Source organism: Bacillus amyloliquefaciens DSM 7 = ATCC 23350 (genome assembly GCF_000196735.1).
Lineage (GTDB): Bacteria > Bacillota > Bacilli > Bacillales > Bacillaceae > Bacillus > Bacillus amyloliquefaciens.
In genome coordinates this window covers 3452650-3470490 of sequence record NC_014551.1, presented here as the reverse complement: position 1 = coordinate 3470490, position 17841 = coordinate 3452650, and the positions used below count along the sequence as shown (strand labels likewise).

General features: G+C 44.0%; 15 protein-coding genes. 13 read left to right on the top strand and 2 right to left on the bottom strand.

Annotated elements, in window-relative coordinates:
* Positions 1–34: 34 nt before the first annotated feature.
* Positions 35–862 carry a teichoic acids export ABC transporter permease subunit TagG gene (gene tagG / locus BAMF_RS37880; RefSeq protein ID WP_013353806.1) on the top strand — a complete coding sequence of 276 codons (828 nt, stop codon included), beginning with the start codon at positions 35–37 and terminating at the stop codon, positions 860–862.
* A gap of 19 nt (positions 863–881) precedes the next feature.
* Complete coding sequence (tagH, locus tag BAMF_RS37875; RefSeq protein WP_013353805.1) at positions 882–2435, top strand: teichoic acids export ABC transporter ATP-binding subunit TagH; 1554 nt, start codon at positions 882–884, stop codon at positions 2433–2435.
* A 35-nt stretch (positions 2436–2470) separates the two neighbouring features.
* Here the strand turns inward: tagH and galU are convergent, their stop codons facing one another.
* Complete coding sequence (galU, locus tag BAMF_RS37870; protein ID WP_013353804.1) at positions 2471–3349, bottom strand: UTP--glucose-1-phosphate uridylyltransferase GalU; 879 nt, start codon at positions 3347–3349, stop codon at positions 2471–2473.
* A 276-nt stretch (positions 3350–3625) separates the two neighbouring features.
* On the opposite strand from galU, the gene wecB reads away from it, so the two are divergent.
* Complete coding sequence (gene wecB / locus BAMF_RS37865; RefSeq protein WP_013353803.1) at positions 3626–4765, top strand: non-hydrolyzing UDP-N-acetylglucosamine 2-epimerase; 1140 nt, start codon at positions 3626–3628, stop codon at positions 4763–4765.
* A 49-nt stretch (positions 4766–4814) separates the two neighbouring features.
* Here wecB and tagU read toward each other — a convergent pair whose 3' ends face one another.
* Positions 4815–5735, bottom strand: coding sequence for a polyisoprenyl-teichoic acid--peptidoglycan teichoic acid transferase TagU (tagU, locus tag BAMF_RS37860; RefSeq protein ID WP_013353802.1), 921 nt, complete (start codon positions 5733–5735; stop codon positions 4815–4817).
* A 176-nt stretch (positions 5736–5911) separates the two neighbouring features.
* Between tagU and BAMF_RS37855 the strand changes: the two genes are divergently transcribed.
* The 10 genes from BAMF_RS37855 to tuaG all read left to right on the top strand — a co-directional run bounded on the left by BAMF_RS37855 (position 5912) and on the right by tuaG (position 17823).
* Positions 5912–6214, top strand: coding sequence for a membrane protein (locus BAMF_RS37855; protein WP_013353801.1), 303 nt, complete (start codon positions 5912–5914; stop codon positions 6212–6214).
* 22 nt (positions 6215–6236) lie between these two features.
* Positions 6237–8354 carry a SpoIID/LytB domain-containing protein gene (locus tag BAMF_RS37850; protein ID WP_013353800.1) on the top strand — a complete coding sequence of 706 codons (2118 nt, stop codon included), beginning with the start codon at positions 6237–6239 and terminating at the stop codon, positions 8352–8354.
* Between the two features lie 25 nt (positions 8355–8379).
* Positions 8380–9870 carry an N-acetylmuramoyl-L-alanine amidase gene (locus BAMF_RS37845; protein ID WP_013353799.1) on the top strand — a complete coding sequence of 497 codons (1491 nt, stop codon included), beginning with the start codon at positions 8380–8382 and terminating at the stop codon, positions 9868–9870.
* A 256-nt stretch (positions 9871–10126) separates the two neighbouring features.
* Positions 10127–10786, top strand: coding sequence for an exopolysaccharide biosynthesis polyprenyl glycosylphosphotransferase (locus BAMF_RS37840; protein ID WP_014471097.1), 660 nt, complete (start codon positions 10127–10129; stop codon positions 10784–10786).
* Positions 10787–10823: 37 nt separating this feature from the next.
* Positions 10824–12272: a teichuronic acid biosynthesis protein TuaB gene (tuaB, locus tag BAMF_RS37835; RefSeq protein WP_013353797.1), complete on the top strand. Its 1449-nt coding sequence runs from the start codon at positions 10824–10826 to the stop codon at positions 12270–12272.
* A complete protein-coding gene (tuaC, locus tag BAMF_RS37830) occupies positions 12269–13465 on the top strand; it encodes a teichuronic acid biosynthesis protein TuaC (RefSeq protein WP_013353796.1) in 1197 nt (398 codons plus the stop codon). Before tuaB ends, tuaC begins: the two co-directional genes overlap by 4 nt.
* A 4-nt stretch (positions 13466–13469) precedes the next feature.
* Positions 13470–14810: a UDP-glucose 6-dehydrogenase TuaD gene (tuaD, locus tag BAMF_RS37825; protein WP_013353795.1), complete on the top strand. Its 1341-nt coding sequence runs from the start codon at positions 13470–13472 to the stop codon at positions 14808–14810.
* 66 nt (positions 14811–14876) lie between these two features.
* On the top strand, positions 14877–16364 hold the full coding sequence (gene tuaE, locus BAMF_RS37820; RefSeq protein ID WP_013353794.1) for a teichuronic acid biosynthesis protein TuaE: 1488 nt from the start codon (positions 14877–14879) through the stop codon (positions 16362–16364).
* Positions 16361–17041: a teichuronic acid biosynthesis protein TuaF gene (gene tuaF / locus BAMF_RS37815; RefSeq protein WP_013353793.1), complete on the top strand. Its 681-nt coding sequence runs from the start codon at positions 16361–16363 to the stop codon at positions 17039–17041. The genes tuaE and tuaF overlap by 4 nt, the downstream gene beginning before the upstream one ends.
* A gap of 23 nt (positions 17042–17064) precedes the next feature.
* The gene (gene tuaG, locus BAMF_RS37810) at positions 17065–17823 is read left to right on the top strand and encodes a teichuronic acid biosynthesis protein TuaG (protein ID WP_013353792.1); all 759 of its coding nucleotides are present in this window, start codon (positions 17065–17067) and stop codon (positions 17821–17823) included.
* Positions 17824–17841 lie beyond the last annotated feature (18 nt).

Sequence of the window (17841 nt, the reverse complement as noted above, 5' to 3'; positions counted from 1 at the left end):
TTTATAAAATCAAATCAACCTAAGGAAGATTAAAATGAATGCTGTAGTGAAAATACTAAAAGAGCAAGTAACATCATTTCCTTTAATCATGCGTTTAGCGGCCTACGAAACAAAGTCTAAATATCAAATGAATTATTTAGGCGTTTTATGGCAGTTTTTAAATCCTCTTATTCAAATGCTTGCCTATTGGTTTGTTTTTGGATTGGGAATCAGAAAAGGAGGGCCGATGGCTACAGGTGCCGGAGAAGTGCCTTTCATTCTGTGGATGCTTGCAGGTCTGATACCGTGGTTTTTTATAAGTCCGACAATACTAGACGGATCAAATAGTGTATTTAAAAGAATTAAAATGGTTGCTAAAATGAATTTTCCAATCAGTTCTTTGCCGTCCGTCGCCATCGCTTCTAATTTGTTCAGTTATGCAATTATGATGGTGATATATATCATTGCATTGCTTGCCAGCGGAATCTATCCGAGCCTTCATTGGCTTCAATATATTTATTATTTTGTATGTCTGATGGCTTTCTTATTTTCGTTCAGCTTGTTTAATTCGACAATCAGCGTGCTGATCCGAGACTATCAGTTTCTTCTTCAGGCAGTGACAAGACTTTTGTTTTTCCTGCTGCCGATTTTTTGGGACATTCACTCGAAGCTGGGGGCAGATCACCCGGAATTGGTGCCGGTCCTGAAGCTGAATCCGCTTTTTTATATTATTGACGGATTCAGGAACAGTTTCTTAGATGGTCAGTGGTTCTTTCAAGATATGAAATATACACTGTATTTCTGGCTGTTCACTTTATTTTTATTAACAGTCGGTTCTGTTTTACACATGAAATTCAGAGATAAGTTTATTGACTTTCTTTAATACGTAAGGAGATTGTACGATGAAACTAAAAGTTTCGTTTCGAAATGTTTCAAAGCAGTATCATCTTTATGAAAAACAGTCGGACAAAATAAAAGGTTTGTTTTTCCCTGCTAAAGATAACGGTTTTTTCGCTGTGCGAAATGTCTCCTTTGATGTATATGAAGGGGAGACAATCGGCTTTGTAGGAATTAACGGATCGGGTAAATCGACGATGTCAAATCTGCTTGCAAAAGTAATACCGCCGACAAGCGGTGAAATTGAAATGAACGGCCAGCCGTCGCTTATTGCGATTGCGGCCGGTTTAAATAATGCCTTGACTGGCCGGGATAACATAAGACTCAAATGTTTAATGATGGGGCTGACAAATAAAGAAATCGATGAGATGTATGACAGCATAGTTGAGTTTGCTGAGATCGGTGATTTTATTAATCAGCCGGTGAAAAACTATTCGAGCGGTATGAAGTCCCGCCTTGGCTTTGCTATTTCCGTGCATATAGATCCGGATATCTTAATCATTGATGAAGCCCTCTCTGTAGGGGACCAGACATTTTATCAGAAGTGTGTTGACCGGATCCAGGAATTTAAGGAACAAGGAAAAACCATTTTCTTTGTGAGTCATTCCATCGGTCAGATTGAAAAAATGTGTGACCGTGTGGCTTGGATGCACTATGGTGAATTAAGAATGTTCGACGATACTGAAACCGTAGTCAAAGAGTACAAATCATTTATCGATTGGTTTAATAAGCTCTCCAAAAAAGACAAAGAGAAATATAAGAAAGATCAGGTTGCTGAGCGTAAAAAAGAATCGCCTGAGCAGCAGGCGATTGTAAAGGAACAAAAGAAAAGAAATAAATCCGGATCAGCAGTCAATGCTGTTCAAATTGCAATATTATCAATACTGCTTGTGTTTATAGCCGGAACCATGTTTTTCAGCGCCCCGCTCCGTACGATCGCTTCGTTCGGTAAGATCGGATATCAAGATGATATCAATAAGGGGAAATACCAGACATCGGTGAATAAAAAAGGTTTCGTATTAAAAGATCAGACGCAAGCGTATAAAGATACAGAGCTGAAAAAAAAGGCTGACTTCCTTATTCCGTTCGGTGCTCAGATTAAAGTTGTATCTGAAGACAGGCAATCGGCAAAGATTGAGATTAACAATAAAACGTACTATATCCCGCAAAACGCAGCAGTCTTTAACGGAAAAAGTTCAAATGTGAAAGCATCGGCTTTTTCACCGTATGTAAAGCAGAGTGATGCTGACCAACTTGTTTCCCTTCTGGGAGAGCGCGTTAATGATATTCAGCAAGAAACTAAAGAGTTGCAGAAAGAAGTCGTGAATGGCCGGGAGACATTGTATCTTAAAAATGGCCAGGTTAGTTATGTAATAAAGAATGGCAAGGCCGAGCAGCTTGTTTTCAGAGGAATATCGGCTGTTACTCCGGCAGATCTATCTCTGAATAATCAAGATGTTATAAAGGGAAGCGGTGATCGGCAATTTATTGCCGAAAATGATAAATACGCTTTTATCATCAATAACGACAATCAAACATTAACCTGCATTTTAAAATAAAAAGCTGTTGGATTTATTCCAACAGCTTTTTTCTCTTATAATTCATCTTTTCTTAACAGGTCTTCCATGAAAGGAATGAGATGATCACGCAGTTCATGATCCTGCATCGCAAATTCTAATGTAGTGGTAATAAAGCCTAGTTTTTCACCAACATCATATCTTTTGCCCTCAAAATCGTAGGCAAAAACCCGTTGGATTTCATTCAGTCTTTGAATAGCGTCTGTAAGCTGAATTTCTCCTCCGGCACCAATTTGCTGTTCTTCAAGATACATGAAGATTTCAGGAGTGAAGACATAACGTCCCAGTATTGCAAGGTTGGACGGAGCAGTCCCTTGCGGCGGCTTTTCAACAAAGTTCTTCACCTGATATCTGCGGCCTTCACTTGTCAGCGGATCAATAATTCCGTATCGATGGGTTTCTTCCTCAGGCACTTGCTGAACCCCTATAATAGAAGAAAGTGTTTTTTCATATTCATCCATCAGCTGACGAAGTCCTGGTTTCTCTGCTTGAACGATATCATCTCCGAGAAGGACGGCGAATGGCTCGTCACCGATAAAATTACGTGCGCACCAAACGGCATGTCCAAGACCTTTTGGCTCCTTTTGCCGGATATAATGAATGTCAGCAAGGTTAGAGGCTTTTCGGACTTTTTCTAAGAGTTCAATCTTTCCTTTTTCCTCTAGGTTTCTTTCGAGCTCTGGTGAATAATCAAAATGATCTTCAATTGCTCTCTTGCTTTTTCCCGTAACAATAATAATGTCTTCAATACCCGCTTCTACCGCTTCTTCAATTATGTATTGAATAGTTGGTTTGTCTACAATCGGAAGCATCTCTTTCGGCATGGCTTTAGTTGCCGGCAGAAAGCGTGTCCCTAAACCTGCAGCGGGGATTATGGCTTTGCGTACTTTTTTCAATTTAAAGCACCTTCCTTAGCGTCACTTAAATGATAAGTTATGATATTTATACAGACTCAGGCTTGCTGATATTTTCTGTATACCCGATATTTCATTTTTAACACTTTTAATGATATAAGATAAACCATTATTAAACAAGTTTTATCCGCAAAGCCTTAATGATATATCCTTTTTCAATTAGGGGAAAATAATACAAGATATTTAACCCGCGGATCATATCGTGTAAAATGGATTGATAATGAAAAATGACACAAACCAGATACAGGAGAAATAGACATGAAAAAACTTAAAGTCATGACGGTATTCGGTACAAGGCCTGAAGCGATAAAAATGGCGCCCCTTGTGCTTGAATTAAAAAAATACCCTGAAATTGAATCATATGTCACTGTAACTGCCCAGCACAGACAAATGCTGGATCAAGTTCTCCACGCATTTCGTATTAAGCCTGATTTCGATCTGAATATTATGAAAGAACGGCAGACGCTGGCCGAAATCACTTCAAACGCCTTGGTGAAACTGGACGGTCTGTTTAAGGAAATCAAGCCTGATATTGTTCTTGTTCACGGTGATACGACAACCACCTTTGCCGGAAGCCTTGCAGCTTTTTATCATCAGATTGCAGTCGGTCACGTAGAGGCCGGATTGCGGACGGGCAACAAATATTCTCCGTTTCCGGAAGAACTGAACCGTCAAATGACCGGAGCGCTTGCTGATATCCACTTTGCTCCGACACAGCAAGCGAAGCAAAATTTACTGAATGAGAATAAAAAAGAAAGCTCAATTTTTGTTACCGGAAATACAGCGATTGATGCTCTGAATACAACGGTTCACTCTGAATATTCACACAGGATGTTTGAAACAATCGGCAATGACAGAATGATTTTACTGACGGCGCACCGCAGGGAAAATTTAGGTCAGCCTATGGAACATATGTTTAAAGCCATCCGCCGGATCGCAGACGAGTTCAGCGATGTTCAAGTCGTTTATCCGGTACACTTGAATCCGGCTGTACGTGAAGCTGCTGATAAGCACTTTGGTGATTCGAAGCGTGTCCATTTGATTGAACCTCTTGAAGTGATTGATTTCCACAATTTTGCGTCAAGGTCGTATTTCATTTTAACTGATTCAGGAGGCGTTCAGGAGGAAGCTCCTTCCTTAGGAAAGCCGGTTCTCGTATTACGCGATACTACTGAACGGCCCGAAGGAGTGGAGGCGGGCACGCTGAAATTAGCCGGTACTGATGAAGAAACGATTTATCAGCTGACAAAACAGCTGATAACTGATAAACAAGAATATGAAAAAATGTCGCGGGCATCTAATCCCTATGGAGATGGTATGGCATCAAGAAGGATTGCTGAGGGGCTGCTCTATCAATTCGGACTGCGTTCAGAGCGTCCTGATTCATTTGAGGTGTAACAAGGAAGCAGCTCCGCATAAGTATGCGAAGCTGCTTTTTCTTCATTAATTAAAGGTTGAGACTGCTTTTTAATTCTTTTGTAATAGAAGCAAGTCCGTTTTCATCTGCTTTGTAATAGTAAATTCCGTTAATTTTGGTGCCGTCACCCTTCAATTCATGCTGAATCACTTTCTTGCGGGCATCTTTATAACCGGATTGAATATCCCACATATCATCAAAAGTTAAATTCGTTTTTACATTGTTCTCTACCACTTTAAACATATCTCCGAATTTCGTGACAGAAGAGATATTTGCCCCTTTATTGATAATACCCTCTATAATCTGCCGCTGTCTGTCTTGACGGCCGAAGTCTCCTTTAGGATCTTCTTTTCGCATTCGTGAGTAGGCGAGGGCTTCATCACCGTTTAATGAAATATTGCCTTTGCTGAAGGAATAACCGTCATAGTTGAAAGCGAATGTACTGTTGACAGTGATGCCGCCTAAAGTGTCAACGACAGCTTTAAAGCTTTCCATGTTTACTTTAATGAAGTAATCTACAGGAAGGTCCAAGAAATTCTCCACCGTATCTACTGCCATTTGTGTACCGCCGAATGCGTATGAATGATTGATTTTATCCATCGTGCCTTTGCCGATAATTTTTGTATATGTGTCTCGCGGAATACTGACCATGTCCGTTGTTTTTGTCTTTGGATTGACTGTAAGGTAAATGAGCGAGTCGGCCCTACCTTTATCATTTTTACGTTCATCTACGCCCATGATTAAGACAGAGAACGGTTCGTGTTTATTTATTTTTACCTCAGTACTGCGTTTATTCGATTTGTTAATGTCTTCGTGAATGCTTGCGACAGTTGATGCCGCTTTATGCCATAGATAGTATGTAAAGCCGCCGGAAACTAAAATAAAAATGCCGATGATTGTCAGAAAGACCAGTAACAAAGTCTTTTTCTTTTTTCTTCGTTTACTTCTCATCTCAATACACCCCATCTGTTTTAATTGAAAATTGGACTTCCAGCAAATACAAGATTATATAATAAATACATTAAATCCTAATATAGTCGAATATTATCGAAAAAAGTTTCAATGTTTCTTAATTTTTCTTTAAAATAGATAATATATTGTCGATAATCCATAATGAGGTGAAAAAAATGAAAAAAATTTTTGGATGTTTGTTCTTTATACTGCTTCTAGCCGGGTGCGGAGTTACCAATGAAAAATCCCAAGGCGAGGATGCAGGTGAAAAGCTGGTAACGAAAGAGGGCACTTATGTAGGGCTGGCGGATACTCATACAATAGAAGTTACTGTCGATCATGAACCGGTAAGTTTTGATATCACTGAAGAATCAGCGGATGATGTGAAGAATTTAAATAATGGCGAAAAAGTGACAGTAAAATATCAAAAAAATAGCAAAGGACAGCTTGTGCTGAAGGATATTGAACCGGCAAATTAAGAAATAGGAGGACGCTGTAATCTTGAAAACTTGCAAACATTTAATAGGACTGACTCTAGCTGTTGTTTTACTGTTCATACCTGCGGTTACCTTTGCGGCAGATTCCGAAATCTCAGTAAAGCTGACAAATTACATAGGAAATCAATCAAGTATTTCTTTATCTCCAACAGGGTTTTATCAGGTTACTGGTGATCACGTAGCTGTAACCGACCGTTTTTCGGGAGCATCGCGATATGAGACGGCGGCTCTGGCATCTGACTCCCAATGGACGAACCCTAAAACAGTTATTCTTGTCAATCGTGATGTTTTTATCGATGCATTACCTGTAATTCCTTTGGCGAAAAAATTGGATGCACCAGTGTTATTTACACAGCCGGACACTCTGACCAAAACAACAGAAAAACAGATTGCTAAGTTCAACCCCGATAATATCCTGGTCATCGGCGGGGCTAAAAGCATCTCGAAGGACGTTGAAAATAAGCTTAAGTCTTATGCAGCTGTGAAAAGAATCAGCGGGAAAAATCGTTATGTTCTTTCTGAAAACATTGCAAAACAAATGGGCAATTATGATAAAGCAATTGTTGTAACAGGGAATGTTTTTCAAGACGCTTTAGCCATAGCTCCGTATGCCGCTGCAAACGGCTATCCCATATTACTGACTGAAAAGGATAAATTGCCGGATTATGACCTTCCGAAGCAAGTCTTAATTATCGGGAGTTCGTTCAGCGTGAGTGATGCAGTAGAAAATCAAATTAAAAAAACTTCAACTGTGCAGCGCATACCCGGGTCAACGAGGTATGAATTGACTGCTAATATCATTAATCAGCTAAAGTTGAAGGCTGATAAAGTCGTCATGACTAATGGAACTAAATATGCTGATGTTCTGGTGGGTGCTTCTCTAGCTGCCAAAAAAGGCAGTCAAATTTTATATATCAAACAAGATAATGTTCCTTCAGCAGCTAAATCAGTGACAAAAGAGAAGGCGTCGTATGCATACGACTTTATCGGAAGTACAAGCTCAATTTCCGCCGGAGTTGAAAATGAGCTTTCAAATCATTTTTACTTAGCCGGCGGAAGCACATATAACTTACAAATCAATAATGGAAAGTTAAGTCTTAATCATATTAAAACATACGGGAATTCTCTGAGAATAAAACCGGAAACATACAATGAATCCAACCGGATAAGTTTAAATGGAAAAGAATACTTAGGGACGATTAATTTTTCAATAGAGTCAGGCAAATATATCAGACCTGTAAATGAAAATATTCCTTTTGAAGATTATTTGAAAGGTGTCGTACCGAATGAAATGCCCGCAAGCTGGTCTCTTGAAGCACTCAAGGCGCAAACAGTTGCGGCAAGAACATACTCAATTACGAAGACCGGGAGCACTGTAGCTGATACTACTGCTTTTCAAGTATATGGCGGGTACAGCTGGAACGCCAATACAACTAAAGCGGTGCAGCAGACGAAAAATAAAGTGCTGACTTACAACGGAAATTTAATTACGGCATCTTATTCATCGAGTAATGGCGGTTATACAGAATCAAGCGACGAAGTATGGGGTTCAAGCGTTCCTTATTTAACTGCAAAAAAAGACACAAAAGATCCTCAAACGGCCTGGAGTCTGACACTTTCTAAGCAGCAAATCAACACAGATTCAATTAATGTAAATCAGCCGGCATCTTGGTTTGCTTCGAAGAATGAGACAAATGCAGCTCAACTGAGCGGTATTAAAAATTGGCTTTTAAAAAATAAGGAAACTGGCGCTTCCGCCATTAAAATTATAAAAATAGAAGATTTTACATTCAGCGGAACAACTAAAGGACAGCGGGCCAAAACAGCAACTTTGAAAGTAAATTACGCTGTCAAAAATAACAATGGAAATTACGAGGCAAATAAAACGGCTGCAATGACTGTGCCGGTGACTGAATTGAGGACGATGATCGGAGCCTCCGTATTTAAAAGCACTTATGTGACTGTCAGCCAAAACGGCTCGGCTTTTACAATCACCGGAAAGGGATACGGGCACGGTATCGGCATGAGCCAATACGGCGCTAAGGCAAGGGCGGAATCAGGAGATTCATATAGTTCGATTTTAAAATTTTATTACCCGGGCACAACATTGACTGACTATTAAATAAAAGAGAGCAGGAGGAAGGCAATTGCGTTCTTATCTTAAAGTCCTGATAATTTCTATGCTGGGACTCATCTTATTTATCCCGTCAGCTTTAGCTGACAACGCGGTTAAAAGAGTAGGGGGAAGCAACAGGTACGGTACGGCTGCTGCACTTTCCAAGCAGGTGTATTCAACAGCGAGTACAGCTGTTGTCGTCGGCGGAGGATCGTATGCAGATGCTATATCCGCCGCGCCTATGGCATATCAAAAAAATGCTCCGCTGCTTTACACAAACAAAGATAATTTGTCAGCAGAGACGAAAACCCGTCTGAAAGAATTAAAAACAAAAACGGTCATTATCGTCGGAGGCACGCCTGCTGTATCAGCAAATACAGCAAATCAAATCAAAGCGCTCGGCATCAGTGTTAAGAGAATTTCAGGAAGCAACCGATATGATACGGCAGCTAAAGTAGCAATGGAAATGCCTGCCGCTTCAAAAGCAGTTATTGCAAACGGATTTTTATATGCTGATGCAATCGCTGCAATTCCATATGCCGCAATGAACGGATATCCAATTTTATTTACGAATCAAACAGATATTAACAGCGCGACAGCAGGAGCTATAAAAAGCAAGGGAATCAAAAGCTCTATTGTAGCAGGGGGAACCGGGAGCATAAATGCTTCAGTCTTTAATAAACTTCCTTCTCCAAAAAGAATCAGCGGAAGCAACCGATATGAACTTGCGGCCAATTTAGTTCAGCAGTTAAATCTTCCGACAGGCAATGTATTTGTCAGCAATGGTTTCGGATATGCAGACTCAATAGCGGGGGCCGCGCTTGCTGCAAAGAAAAAACAATCTATCATTCTGACAAACGGAAGCAATCTCTCAAAAGAGACAAGAGTAATTATAGGAAGAAAAAAATTAAGCAGTTTTACCATTATCGGGAACACCCCGGCTGTCAGCTCAAATGTAGCCAATCAGCTGAAAAATCCAGTATCGGGAAAAACAATTTTAATTGATCCCGGTCATGGAGATCAAGATTCCGGTTCTATAGGTAACGGAATTTTAGAAAAAGACGTCAACCTTGATATCGGTAAAAGGCTGAATACAAAATTAAATGCTTCAGGTGCTCTTCCGGTCATGACGAGGTCCAATGATACATTTTATTCCCTGCAGGAAAGGGTAAATAAAGGCGCAACCGCAGGAGCTGATTTATTCATCAGTGTTCACGGCAATGCAAATGACGCGACTTCTGCAAACGGAACTGAGACCTACTATGATGAGACATATCAAGCTGCTGCAAGCAAACGCCTGGCTGAACAAATTCAGCCCAAGGTTGTTAATGCATTATCAACAAGAGACAGAGGGGTTAAAACGGCTCCATTCTATGTCATTAAATATTCCAAAATGCCTAGTGTATTGGTAGAGACGGCTTTTATTACGAATCCGTCTGATGCAAGTAAATTAAAACAAGCATCTTATAAGGAAAAGACAGCTGCAGCCATCAATGATGGAATCGTGTCTTATTATAAGTAAACCTTTTATATATTTTTGTACGGAGCCTGCCGGTCAGAATTGACCGGCAGGCTTTTTGCGCTGTTACGCGCTCATCATTATCATTTTCTAATTATAGTAACCGCCGTTTATGGATATGAATAGATTTACAATAAAAAAACAATAATCGAAACATTCTAATAAACATTAACGTTTCCTTTACTTCCAATTAACATCCATCTGCTAAACTCACGGCATAGGTCATCAAACATCCCAACAAATCGTGAGGTGTGTGTCAGTGGGAGCAGAGAAAAGCATGAATGTAAATAATAACTATGCAGTGCGGCAGGGGACTTCCGCTGCCGTAACGGAAAGAACGGCCCGTTATTTAGCTTTTAAGCGATTCATGGACATTGTGTTTGCGCTTGCGGGGCTTTTGGCGGCACTCCCGGTAATGGGCCTGTTCTCCATACTGATTCGTTTGGAGTCGCCCGGCCCGGCTTTTTATAAGCAGGAGCGGGTAGGCAAAGACGGGAAGCCGTTTTATTTGTATAAGCTCCGCTCTATGAAAATAGATGCTGAAAAATCGGGGGCGGTCTGGGCGCTGAAAAAGGACCCCCGCGTAACAAAGGTCGGCGCTTTTATCAGAAGGACCCGTATTGATGAGCTGCCGCAGCTGTTAAATGTGCTGCGGGGAGAAATGAGCCTGATCGGCCCGCGTCCCGAACGGCCCGTTTTTACGGAACAGTTTCAGGCTGAGATTCCCGGATTTACGGAGCGGCTGGCTGTTAAGCCTGGATTAAGCGGCTGGGCGCAGGTCAACGGGGGATATGACATGACACCGAGGGAAAAGCTGATGTTTGACTTATATTATATCCGAAACCTGACCTTTTCATTGGAACTGAAGATTATGCTCAAAACGTGCAAAGTGATCTGGACCGGTGACGGGGCACGATAGAAAATTCTGGTCAGCAGACAAAAAAGTAGGGAAAACGATGCCTAGTATTACAAATCAAATCTTGCGCGGCGCTAAATGGACAAGTATTTCGACAGCGTGTATTACGGTCATTCAAGTCGTTCAATTCGCCTTGCTCGGGCGGGTCATGTCACTGGCTGAATTCGGCCTTGTCGGCATGATCACAACGGTTGTGGTGTTTGCCCAAATTGCGCTTGATATGGGCTTTGGCGCCGCGCTCATTCAAAAAGATCATGTAACTGAAAAACAGATGTCTTCCCTGTACTGGCTGAATATCATAACGGGACTTGCGCTGTTTGCGCTTCTGTTTTTCAGCAGTCCGCTCATTGCCGATTTTTATCGGCGGGAGGAGCTTGCCTATTTGATCCGCGTGCTGGCCGTCATGTTTTTAATCGCACCGATCGGCCAGCAATATCAGTATATGCTGCAAAAAGCGCTGGCGTTTAACACGTTAAGCAAGATTGAAATCTTTTCAAATGTGCTGTCCTTCGTTTATTTGGCGGCTGCGGTTTTTTATACCGATCCGATTCTCGCGTATGTGATTTCTCAGGTGCTGCTGCAATCGTCAAAAGGTCTTCTGTACTGGATATCCTGCAGAAAAACATGGAGGCCGGCGTTTGTTTTTGATCTGAAGGGGATGAAAGGTTTCTTTTCTTTCGGGGCCTTTCAGCTGTCTTCCCGGCTTGTGAACCGGCTCGGGGCGAATATTGATATGATTCTGATCGGCAGTTTTATCGGCGCGGAGGCGCTCGGCATTTACAATTTGGCCTATCAGATCGTCACGCTTCCGGTATTAAAGATTAATCCGATCATTACAAGAGTGGCATTTCCCGTCTTTGCGAAAAACAAGCATGAAAACAGCGTCATCAGAGAAGGATTTCTCAATATGACCAAAATGCTCGCGCTGATTTCTTTTCCGCTTTTGCTCGGTTTGGTTTCAGTATCGGATGCATTCGTGGCTTCGGTTTTCGGAGAAAAATGGCTTACGGCTGTCCCAGTCTTAAACGTTCTCGCCATCGTCGGGATTTTAAGGGTCCTGATGAACCCGAACGGATCAGTGCTGCTGGCAAAAGGGCGGGCTGATCTGGCGTTTTATTGGGATGCCGGGGTGATGCTGCTGTATGGTGCGTCTTTATACGCCGCCGTGCTGTCCGGCAGCCTCTTGACTGTAGCCTGGACGTACGCTTTCATCAGCATCCTGAATTTCCTGATCGGGCGCTGGCTGTTGGCATATGTCATTAAACTGCGTCTGTCGGCTTATTTCAAAGCCGTGGCCAAACCGTTTCTGCTTACGGCGGCAATGGGTGTCATCGCTTTTACAGCCAGCTTCGGCACCGAGCGGATCAGCCTTGATGTAAAGCTGCGTCTGGCGATCTCAGTAGCCTGCGGCGCATTGTGCTATTTATTCCTGTTAGGAAAAGCTTATCCGCATATGAAAAGTAAATTAAGAAAAGGGCGTTTGCTATGAAGGTATTGTGGATGACAAGTGTATATCCGAGCAGTGAAAAGCCGGGAGAAGGCGTTTTTCATGAGACGCAGGCACAAGAACTGAGAAAGCTCGGCGCGGAGATGACCGTCATTTGTCCGCGGCCGAAGCTCGCTGCGCCATTCCGGATGCTGAAAAAGACATATCGGCAAAAGGATATAAGGCCTGCGCATGAATGGCGGAAAGGCGTGTCCGTCCACCGGCCGTTTTATCGGGCGGTTCCCGGGCAGCTGAAATGGGCGCAGCCGCATAAAAGAATGGCGGCATCGGTTCTTTCCGCGATCAAAAAGCACGGCCTGAAGCCCGATCTGATTCACGCGCATTTCGCCATGCCGTCAGGAGGAGCGGCCGCCATTGTCTCAAAGGCCTTGGGAATTCCGTATGTTCTGACATTGCATGGCAGTGATGTCAATGTCTATCCGCATTACAGCAAAAGCGCTCATCGCGCATTTACACTTGCGGTCCGGGAGGCTGCTGATATTTATGCCGTCAGCGGCAGTCTGCGGGAACAAATGAAAAAGCTCAGCGAAGCGGATTGCAGCGTGCTCCCGATCGGCATCACGATTGACGCCTTCCAAAAAAGGAATGAGACGAAAGAAGCCATCAGAAAACGGCTAGGTCTTCCTTCTGATAAAAAGCTGATCGTGTTTATCGGCAGGCTTGTCAAAGAAAAAGGTGTTTTCGACTTATCAAAAGCCGTTCAGTCATTGGACCAAAGATTTGAAGCCGTATTTGTCGGTGACGGACCCGCCAAATCCTCATTGCGGGAAGCCGCTCACATCGTAACGGGGCAAGTGCCGAATGACAAGATACAGGATTATCTGCTGGCGTCGGATATCATGGCGCTGCCGTCCTACAGTGAAGGTATGCCGACTGTGGTCATTGAGGCGCTCGCTCTGAAGGTGCCGGTGATTTGCACCGATGTCGGGGGTGTCGCTTCATTATTCGGTAAATACCGGCGTTTGCTGATCAGACCGGGTTCACCCGAAACGCTGGCGGAATCCATTCGGCAATATGATGAAGGAGCGGCTTGGACGCCGCAAACTGCCGATGAACTTTATCAAACCGTCCGCACGTATTTTGACGCAAGCCAAAACGCGAAAGCGCTGAAAGAGAAATACCGGACCGTAATGAACCGGGCCGGGCAAGAGGAGAACCTTTCGAAAGAGGGATGAAGCTGTGAAAAAAATCGCTGTATTAGGAACAGGGTATGTAGGTCTTGTATCTGGAACTTGTTTTGCGGAAATCGGCAATCATGTGACTTGCTGCGACATCAATGAAGCGAAAATCAGAAGCTTGCAAAACGGAGTCATCCCGATATATGAACCGGGGCTTGAGGAATTAGCTGAAAAAAATGTCAGTGCCGGGCGTTTATCCTTTACGGCTGAAATTGAGTCGGCTGTGAAAGCCGCTGATATCATCTATATCGCCGTCGGGACGCCGATGTCAAATACGGGTGAAGCCGATCTGACCTATATTAAGGCAGCGGCGCAGACAATCGGAGAACAGCTGAACGGATACAAAATCATTGTCAACAAAAGCACCGTTCCGGTCGGGACGGGGAAGCTCGTTTACCAAATCGTCAGCGAAGCGTCGAAGGGAAACCATCCGTTTGATGTCGTGTCAAATCCTGAATTCCTCCGCGAAGGCTCGGCAGTGCGGGATACGATGGAAATGGAGCGGGCGGTCATCGGCGCCACAAGCGAACATGCCGCTTCGGTTATTGAAGAGCTTCATAAGCCGTTCCGTACAAAAATCGTAAAGACCAATCTTGAAAGCGCGGAAATGATTAAGTATGCCGCAAATGCTTTTTTAGCCGCAAAAATATCCTTTATTAACGATATCGCCAATATTTGCGAACGTGTCGGGGCGGACATTTCTCACGTGTCAGAAGGCGTCGGCCTAGACAGCCGCATCGGGAATAAATTTCTGCAGGCGGGTATTGGGTTCGGAGGCTCCTGCTTTCCGAAAGATACAACCGCTTTATTGCATATCGCAAACGCCGCAGGCTATCCGTTTCAAATGATGGAAGCAGTCATTGAAACCAATCAAAAGCAGCGGCTACGCATTACGGAAAAATTGAACCGCGTCATCGGTCCGGTAAAGGGGAAAACCGTGGCCGTACTGGGGCTGGCTTTTAAACCGCACACAAATGACGTCCGCTCCGCCCCGGCTCTTGATATCATCTCAAGTCTTAAAGAGCAGGGCGCTCACGTGAAAGCGTATGATCCGATCGCGATTCCCGAAGCGTCTGCTGTATTAGGAGACGGCGGCATTGAATATCACACAGAGCTGTACAGTGCCATCGAAAACGCGGACGCATGCCTGATTACAACTGATTGGCCGGAAGTCAAGGAGATGGATCTTCAGAGGGCGAAGCAGCTGCTCAAACGGCCGGTCATCATTGACGGCAGAAATATATTCCCGCTGGAATATATGAGGGTTTCAGGATTCACTTATCATTCCGTCGGACGTCCCGCGGTTCATGCCGACCGGCAAATAAAAGAATTGGCAAGATAGAAAAGATTTGTTTTCAGGCTCTCGGCAGCCCGGCTCGGCTGCCGGTTTTGGAAAGGGGTTTGCCATGTGAGTATCAAACGTTCAGCGGCACATGTTCTAGTGCTGCTTGCCGCTGTCATTACAGGAGTATTCATCATGCTGGAGGCGGTCAGAGCGGATGCCGGTTTTGGAAAATTCACCGTGCTGCTGCTTGCCGCCATGATCGGTATTGCCGGACTTGCTTTGATATCCGCCTTTACAACAAACGGCCGGATGTTTATGGGGCTCATTTATATACTGATCGCGTGTACATTTCTGAATCAGGCCTTCTTTGCCATCCATCTCGGTTTTTTCAGCTTATTTATATACCGGCTGTTATTAATCGGGGCGGGCGCCCTTCACATCGCCGGCATCCTGACAAACCGGCATCATATTGACAGATGGAATCGGGTGAATGTAAAAGGGGTTCTGATGTTTTTCGCCTTATGGTTTACATACGGTCTCATATCGCTATTGTGGGCAAAATCCGTGACGTACGGGATTAAATATTTAGCTTTAATGGCGATGGGCATGTTTTTGATTTATCTCGTCGTCATGTTTATTCAGCGCCTTGATCAGCTGATGGTTTTTTACGGCATATGGCTTGTGATGACCATTTTTGTGATGGCGATCGGCTTTTACAATCATTTTACACATCACCATCTGCCGAGCTCCACGCTTTATAACGGGCCGCAGTACAAACAGCATTATCCGACGTCCGTTTTCTTTAATCAAAATGATTTCGCGACGTTTTTATGCATCAGTTTCTTTCTGTACGCGGCGGCGGTGAAAAATATGAAAAACGGTTATGTGAAGGCCGTCAGCCTGCTCTTTGCGATCTGCGCTTTGTATTTAATCATTTTGACCGGTTCGCGCGCGAGTTTGCTGGGCATATGCGCGGGGGCGGCTGTATACGTCTTCATCCTGCTGCCTTCCCTGCTGAAAAAACTCGCGCTGTACGCTGCGGGGGCGGGTGCTGCGCTCTTTGCGCTTTTATTTGCGGGCCGTATCACCAATGCCTTCTTGAATCTCTTTTCAGCTCCGCAGGCGATGCCGGGACAGCACCCGCTTCCATCGAACCTCGCGCGGGCGAATCTTTTAAAGAACGCCTTTCACTACGTGATTGATTCCTGGGGGTTCGGAGTGGGTGCGGGAAACGTCTCGTACTATTTAAAAGCTGAGCCCGTGTATGATACGGGCGGCGTAGCTGAAGTGCACAACTGGCTCGTCGAGATTATGGCTAACTTCGGCGTGCTTACGATGCTCGGCTATCTGACAGTCTACTTGTTCCTTTTTTGGACACTTTATAAATGGCATGAAAGAAAAACGGAAAATCAGTCAAGACTGATCACAGAAGGACTTATCACGGCGATGGCCGGTTTTTTGGTAAGCAGCATCAGCCCAAGCTCCGTATCAAATTTATTTTTTCACTGGGTATTTCTCTCACTCGTGATTGCGGCGGTCAATATTCTGAGGCGTTTACAAAAGGAGCCTGCCGTTACGGCGTACTATGAAAAACAGGGAGATGCGAGATGAAGGATATGTTGACAAGATTAACCCGGCGTATCAAAAAGAATATCATTTGGATCATTGCGCTGCCCGTTGTCCTAGGGGCGGCCGGTTATCTATTGCCGTCAAAAATCACCGGAACCAGCAGTTTCACATCGGCAGCCGCGATCGCCGCGGGAAATTATGATCATCCGCTTTATAACAACACAAAAGAAATTCCGCTCCTTTTGACGAGCGATACTTTTTTAAAGCAGGCTCTGCCTGAAAAAACAGACGAAGAAAGAACAGCCGTAAAAAGTAAACTGACTGTCGAAACACAGTCAGATTCATTGATCACGGTCAGTTACAGCGACCAAGACAAACAGGAGGCCGAATCGGTGTTTCAGGCTGTCATAAAGACTTTTCTGAAGAATGATCAGGAGCTGTTTGAAAAACGGGCAAAAGTGGTTCGTCAGAGTATTGACGCGCTTCAGGGAGAAACCGTCAGCGCGGATGCCAAAGTGGATAAGGAAAGATTTTTATACGAATTGAAAAACACACAGCTGAACCTGAAAGCTGCCGGCGTCATTAATTCAGAGCCGGTGAGTGAAACGGCGGGACAGGGCATGCCGCCGAAAAAGAAAGCGGTTCTGGGCGTTTTGATCGGCATTGCAGTTGCATTTATGTTCATTGTCATTCCTGAGTTTTTTAGAGAGTCCTTTTAAAAATCTGCGATGGAGATGTGACCATGACAAACTGGAAACCTTTCGTATCTGTCATTACACCGTCTTATAATGCAAGTGAATATATCGAAGACACGATTCAATCCGTTTTACACCAAAGCCACCCGCATTGGGAGATGATTATCGCGGATGATTGTTCAACGGACGGAACGAGAGATATTTTACGGCAATATGAACAAAAGGATGAGCGGATCCGCGTCGTTTATTTAGACAAAAACCGGGGAGCCGCGGCTGCCAGAAATACAGCCCTCGAGCATGCCAAGGGGCGTTATGTCGCATTTTTGGACAGCGATGACAGATGGAAAAAGGAAAAGCTTCAAAAACAGCTGGCGTTTATGTCAGAGCGGTCCTGTGCATTTTCATTCACGGGCTACAGCGTCATGGAGCAGGACGGAACGCCGACGGACAAAACGATTCAAGCGCCTGAAAGCCTGTCCTATGATGAAGCTTTAAAAAACACGATTATCGGATGTTTAACGGTCATGATTGACAGAGAACAGACGGGGCAGATTCAAATGCCTGATATCAGAACGCGGCAGGATTTGGCGACATGGCTGTCCCTTCTGAAAAGGGGATTTACAGCTTACGGCCTGAATGAGTGCCTTTCAGAATACAGGCTTGTGCAGAATTCAATTTCAAGCAACAAGTGGAAAGCCGCCAAAAAAACATGGTTTGTTTATAGAGAAATTGAGCGCCTGCACTTTATCAAGGCTTCGTGGTGTTTTATGCAATATGCGAAAAACGCGGTCATGAAAAGACTGTAGGCGTTAGAGGAGCTGGGT

Excerpts from the sequence above, each read along its gene's own strand:
- tagG (WP_013353806.1), top strand. The coding sequence starts at position 35 with ATGAATGCTGTAGTGAAAATACTAAAAGAGCAAGTAACATCATTTCCT.
- tagH (WP_013353805.1), top strand. The coding sequence starts at position 882 with ATGAAACTAAAAGTTTCGTTTCGAAATGTTTCAAAGCAGTATCATCTT.
- wecB (WP_013353803.1), top strand. The coding sequence starts at position 3,626 with ATGAAAAAACTTAAAGTCATGACGGTATTCGGTACAAGGCCTGAAGCG.
- tagU (WP_013353802.1), bottom strand. The coding sequence starts at position 5,735 with ATGAGAAGTAAACGAAGAAAAAAGAAAAAGACTTTGTTACTGGTCTTT.
- BAMF_RS37855 (WP_013353801.1), top strand. The coding sequence starts at position 5,912 with ATGAAAAAAATTTTTGGATGTTTGTTCTTTATACTGCTTCTAGCCGGG.
- tuaB (WP_013353797.1), top strand. The coding sequence starts at position 10,824 with ATGCCTAGTATTACAAATCAAATCTTGCGCGGCGCTAAATGGACAAGT.
- tuaC (WP_013353796.1), top strand. The coding sequence starts at position 12,269 with ATGAAGGTATTGTGGATGACAAGTGTATATCCGAGCAGTGAAAAGCCG.
- tuaF (WP_013353793.1), top strand. The coding sequence starts at position 16,361 with ATGAAGGATATGTTGACAAGATTAACCCGGCGTATCAAAAAGAATATC.
- tuaG (WP_013353792.1), top strand. The coding sequence starts at position 17,065 with ATGACAAACTGGAAACCTTTCGTATCTGTCATTACACCGTCTTATAAT.